Source organism: Lichenihabitans sp. Uapishka_5 (genome assembly GCF_033947565.1).
In the GTDB taxonomy this organism is placed as follows: domain Bacteria; phylum Pseudomonadota; class Alphaproteobacteria; order Rhizobiales; family Beijerinckiaceae; genus Lichenihabitans.
This window is the reverse complement of sequence record NZ_JARPVX010000155.1, coordinates 1-3,796: the sequence shown is the minus strand read 5'-3', so window position 1 is coordinate 3,796 and position 3,796 is coordinate 1. Positions and strand designations below refer to the sequence as shown.

The window sequence follows — 3,796 nt, the reverse complement described above, 5'->3', positions numbered from 1 at the left end:
GGCCCGCAGCGTCAGGGCGGCGAAAAGCAGCAGCGTCGCAAGGCTCCACAGCGCCGGCCGGCGCCAGCCGCGGCCGTCGGCGAACAACAGCGCGGCGCCGGTGAAGAAGGCCGCCAGGGCCGGCAGAACGGGATGGGCGGTCGGCGCCAGGTCGAGCCAGACGGGCGACAAGCCGAACAGCGCCGTCGCCACGGCGGCCACCCGGCTGCCATAGGCGAGCGACAAGGCGGCCGCCAGCGCCCCGAGGGCCCAAACGGCCGACACGAGGCCGACCCGGTTCATGGTCGTGATCAGCCGGCCCGGATCGGCCAGCACGGCATCGGGCAGCCAGTTCGCCAGCTCTCCGTAGCCGAAGCTGTTCGGCACCCCGCCCCCGAGGGCGCCGCCCATGCCGAGCCCCGTCGCATGGCCGTCGAGCAGCGCCACCAGCAGGCGATAAAGGCCGTCATCGGCAAGCCGGCCCGGCCCCTGGACCAGCGCCGCGAACGCCGCCAGCAGCAGGATCGTCACCGCAACAGCGAGGCCGTCCCCGAGCCCGGACGCGCCGGTGGCCCGCGCGGCCCTGGCCGGCGGCATCGGCAGATCGGCGACCGACATGTGTTGTGCTCCGAACGCCGCGAGGCCCCTACCTTCGCCGCGCAGAGGTTTGCGTTTCGTTGACCGCGTCGAACCACTTCCCGTTAACCTTAGCGTTTCCTTACCAGGCAGCTTCCCGAGCGGGCCGGCGCTTGCGGCCCCCCGCCGGACGAACTACACCACGAACCCATGATGGCCCTCGCGAACCCGGCCAATTTCATGCGCATCTCGGGGCGCCTGCTGCCCTGGCTCGCGGCCACCACGGCCGTGTGCCTGCTGGTGGGGCTGATCCTCGCGCTCGTGGTGGCCCCGCCCGACTATCAGCAGGGCGAGACCGTGCGGATCATGTTCATTCACGTGCCGGCCGCCTGGGTGGCGAGCTTGTGCTACATGGTGATGACCGGCGCGGCGCTGGGCACGCTGGTGTGGCGCCACCCGCTGGCCGATGCGGCCCAGAAGGCCGCCGCACCCCTCGGGGCCGCCTTTACGTTCACCTGCCTCGTCACCGGCTCGCTGTGGGGCAAGCCCATGTGGGGCACCTATTGGGTGTGGGACGCGCGGCTCACCTCCGTGCTGGTGTTGTTTCTGATCTACCTCGGGCTGATCGGGCTGTGGCAGGCCATCGAGGAGCCCGGCCGCGCCGCACGGGCCGCCGCCATCATGACGCTGGTGGGCGTGGTCAACATCCCGATCGTCAAATTCTCGGTCGACTGGTGGAACACGCTGCACCAGCCGGCCTCGGTGTTCCGCATGGGAGGTCCGGCCCTCGATCCGTCGATGTTGTGGCCGCTGCTGGTCATGGCCGCGGGGTTCAGCCTGTTGTTCGCCACCCTGCACCTCTATGCGATCCGCACCGAGGTACTGCGCCGGCGGTTGCGCCGCCTGATGCTGAACGCCGCCGTTCCGGCCGCCGCCACAACCTTTGCGATCGTCGAGGCCGCGCCGTGACGGCCCTGTCCGCCCTGCTGGCCGTGCCGCACGTCGGCTTCATCCTGGCCGCCTATGGCGTGACGGCGGCGGTGCTGGGCGGCACGGTGGCGGCCCTGGTGCTCGACCGGCGCCGTCAAACGCGGCGACTGCGGCGCTTCGATCCCCGCGGCCGTGGCGCGGCGGGCCGATGAGCCCGTCCGGCGAAGCGCGATCCGTGCCCTGGGGGCGCCGCTCGTTCCTGGCGCTGCCGCTGGTGGTCTTCGCCTCCATCGCGGCGCTGCTCGGGCTCAGGCTCGGCGACGGCGATCCGGCGCTGCTGCCGTCGGTGCTGATCGGCCGGCCGGCCCCGAATTTCGACCTGCCGGCGATCGCGGGGCTCGGCGTACCGGGGCTGGCCGCGCGCGACCTGCGGGCCGGGCACGTGTCGCTGGTCAACGTCTTCGCCTCCTGGTGCGTCGAATGCCATGCCGAGCACGACGCCCTGCTGGCCCTGGCCCAGGACCCGGACCTGAAGGCCGAGGGCGTGACGCTGGTGGGCCTCTCCTACAAGGATGCCCCCGCCGACGCGCAACGCTATCTCGCCTCGGAGGGCAATCCCTTCGCGGCGGTCGGCAACGACGCGGCCGGCCGCACCGGCATCGACTTCGGCGTCTACGGGGTGCCGGAAACCTATGTGGTGAAGGGCGACGGCACGATCGCCTTCAAGCTCGTCGGCGGCGTCACGGAGCGCAACCTGCCGGCCTTCAAGGCCGAGATCGCCAAGGCCATGCGCTGAGGCGGCGGGACAGCAATCATCGGATCGTTCGAATGCGAGCGATCTGCCACACCGGACCGCAACACCTGGCCCCTAGGATGATGGCTCATCCGCCCGGGGCAACGCCATGACCTTTTTGTCCGTTACGCCCGACGCCTTCTGGGACGCAGTTCCGGCTGCGCCGACACGCGCGCGGGTCGCCCGTTCGGTCGGCATCACGGCCCCCGTCGTCGCGGCTTTGTTGAGCGCCGCGGTTCTCACCGTGCCGGCAAGCGTGGTGGAGACCAAGGCTGCGAAGCTCGGCCTCGTGCTGACCTTTGCGCGGCATCGCGTTCTGGCGTCCTGCGAGGGCTGATACCAACCTGCATCGATCGGACCCTGTCACGGTCCGTCATGCCGGGGTGTAACAGACCAGGGGGCCACGCCTGCGCAGCGGGTGGGGTAGCCGGCGGAGGGGCGGCCTGCGACGCCGAGGCTCCCCGGTTCCGGGTTTGCGCTGCGCTTGCCCGGAATGAAGGAACCGGTGTCATCACAGCTTGGTGAGCGTTTTCAGGCGCCGTCGACAACACCGATGAACGGCAGCTGCCGGTACGAATGGGCGATGTCCATACCATAGCCGACGACGAACAGGTCCGGGCAGGTGAAGCCGAGGAAATCGGCCGTCACCTGGACGGCGCGCTTGTTCGGCTTTTCCAGCATCACGGCGATCATTACCCGCCTGGCCCCACGCGCCGCCAACAGGTCCTTGGCAAAGGCCAGGGTGCGGCCCGATTCCAGGATGTCGTCGAGGATCACCACGTCACGCCCTTCGACGGGCGAATCCACGTCCTTCAGGATCTCGACCTGCCCGGTCGAGACGGTGCCCTGCCGGTAGCTCGACAGGTGCATGAACTCGACCTGCGGGTCGAGGTTCTCGCGGTGCAGGGCGCGCACGAGGTCGGCCGCGAAGATGAAGGAGCCCTTGAGGATCGCTACGACCAGCAGGTTCCGGGGCGCCGCGGCCCGGATCTCGATCGCCAGCCTGGCGATACGGGCCGCGATCGCGGCCTCGTCGAACAGCACCCGCACCGCAGGGTTCCCGGTCATCGCGCATCCCTCACGCCGGCATCCGACACGGCCACACGCTCGGCCGCGAAGCTGACCGAAAGGTCATGCCCTTCGGCAGGAGGCTTGTCGAGGCGGCTCGTGAAGGTGACGGTCTCGCCCGGCGCGAGGCTGCGCTTCGGGGCTTCGGCGGTCCAACTGGTCAGCGTCGCCGATCCGGCATCCCGGATGGCGAGACGCAGGCGCGGCACCGCCATGCGGCTCGGGTTCGGGTTCGTCAGCTTGCCCTCGACCGCGAGGCCGTCCGGCGTGCGCTCGGACGTCAGCCCGCTGACCACGAGGCTCGCCGGTTCGGTGGTCAGGCCGGCGGCCCGGTAGAGCGCCGCCGCCCCCGGCACATGGCGGGCGATCGGGCCACGCCAGCCCAGCAGGCCCGACAGCCCGACCAGCACGCCGAGCGCCAGCCCGATGCCGGCCAGCGCCGACCCCTCG

General features: G+C 70.8%; 7 protein-coding genes. 4 read left to right on the top strand and 3 right to left on the bottom strand.

Annotated elements, in window-relative coordinates; all coding sequences use genetic code 11:
• On the bottom strand, positions 1–597 hold a 597-nt coding region (locus P7D22_RS22600), incomplete at its 3' end, for a hypothetical protein (protein WP_319936505.1).
• Positions 598–765: 168 nt separating this feature from the next.
• On the opposite strand from P7D22_RS22600, the gene P7D22_RS22595 reads away from it, so the two are divergent.
• The 4 genes from P7D22_RS22595 to P7D22_RS22580 all read left to right on the top strand — a co-directional run bounded on the left by P7D22_RS22595 (position 766) and on the right by P7D22_RS22580 (position 2,615).
• Positions 766–1,524 (top strand): heme ABC transporter permease, encoded by a 759-nt coding sequence (locus P7D22_RS22595; RefSeq protein WP_319936504.1) that lies wholly within the window; start codon positions 766–768, stop codon positions 1,522–1,524.
• Entirely contained in the window at positions 1,521–1,697 is a 177-nt protein-coding gene (ccmD, locus tag P7D22_RS22590; protein ID WP_319936503.1) for a heme exporter protein CcmD, read from the top strand. The genes P7D22_RS22595 and ccmD overlap by 4 nt, the downstream gene beginning before the upstream one ends.
• A complete protein-coding gene (locus P7D22_RS22585; protein ID WP_319936502.1) occupies positions 1,694–2,281 on the top strand; it encodes a DsbE family thiol:disulfide interchange protein in 588 nt (195 codons plus the stop codon). Before ccmD ends, P7D22_RS22585 begins: the two co-directional genes overlap by 4 nt.
• Positions 2,282–2,387: 106 nt before the next feature.
• Positions 2,388–2,615 (top strand): hypothetical protein, encoded by a 228-nt coding sequence (locus P7D22_RS22580; protein WP_319936501.1) that lies wholly within the window; start codon positions 2,388–2,390, stop codon positions 2,613–2,615.
• 194 nt (positions 2,616–2,809) lie between these two features.
• Here P7D22_RS22580 and hpt read toward each other — a convergent pair whose 3' ends face one another.
• Together hpt and P7D22_RS22570 are read right to left on the bottom strand one after the other, a co-directional pair.
• Positions 2,810–3,346, bottom strand: a complete 537-nt coding sequence (gene hpt, locus P7D22_RS22575) for a hypoxanthine phosphoribosyltransferase (protein WP_319936500.1) — start codon at positions 3,344–3,346, stop codon at positions 2,810–2,812.
• Positions 3,343–3,796: hypothetical protein (locus P7D22_RS22570; protein WP_319936499.1), on the bottom strand; the 454-nt coding region annotated here is incomplete at its 5' end. The genes hpt and P7D22_RS22570, both read right to left, overlap by 4 nt.

Excerpts from the sequence above, each read along its gene's own strand:
- P7D22_RS22595 (WP_319936504.1), top strand. The coding sequence starts at position 766 with ATGATGGCCCTCGCGAACCCGGCCAATTTCATGCGCATCTCGGGGCGC.
- P7D22_RS22585 (WP_319936502.1), top strand. The coding sequence starts at position 1,694 with ATGAGCCCGTCCGGCGAAGCGCGATCCGTGCCCTGGGGGCGCCGCTCG.
- hpt (WP_319936500.1), bottom strand. The coding sequence starts at position 3,346 with ATGACCGGGAACCCTGCGGTGCGGGTGCTGTTCGACGAGGCCGCGATC.
- P7D22_RS22580 (WP_319936501.1), top strand. The coding sequence starts at position 2,388 with ATGACCTTTTTGTCCGTTACGCCCGACGCCTTCTGGGACGCAGTTCCG.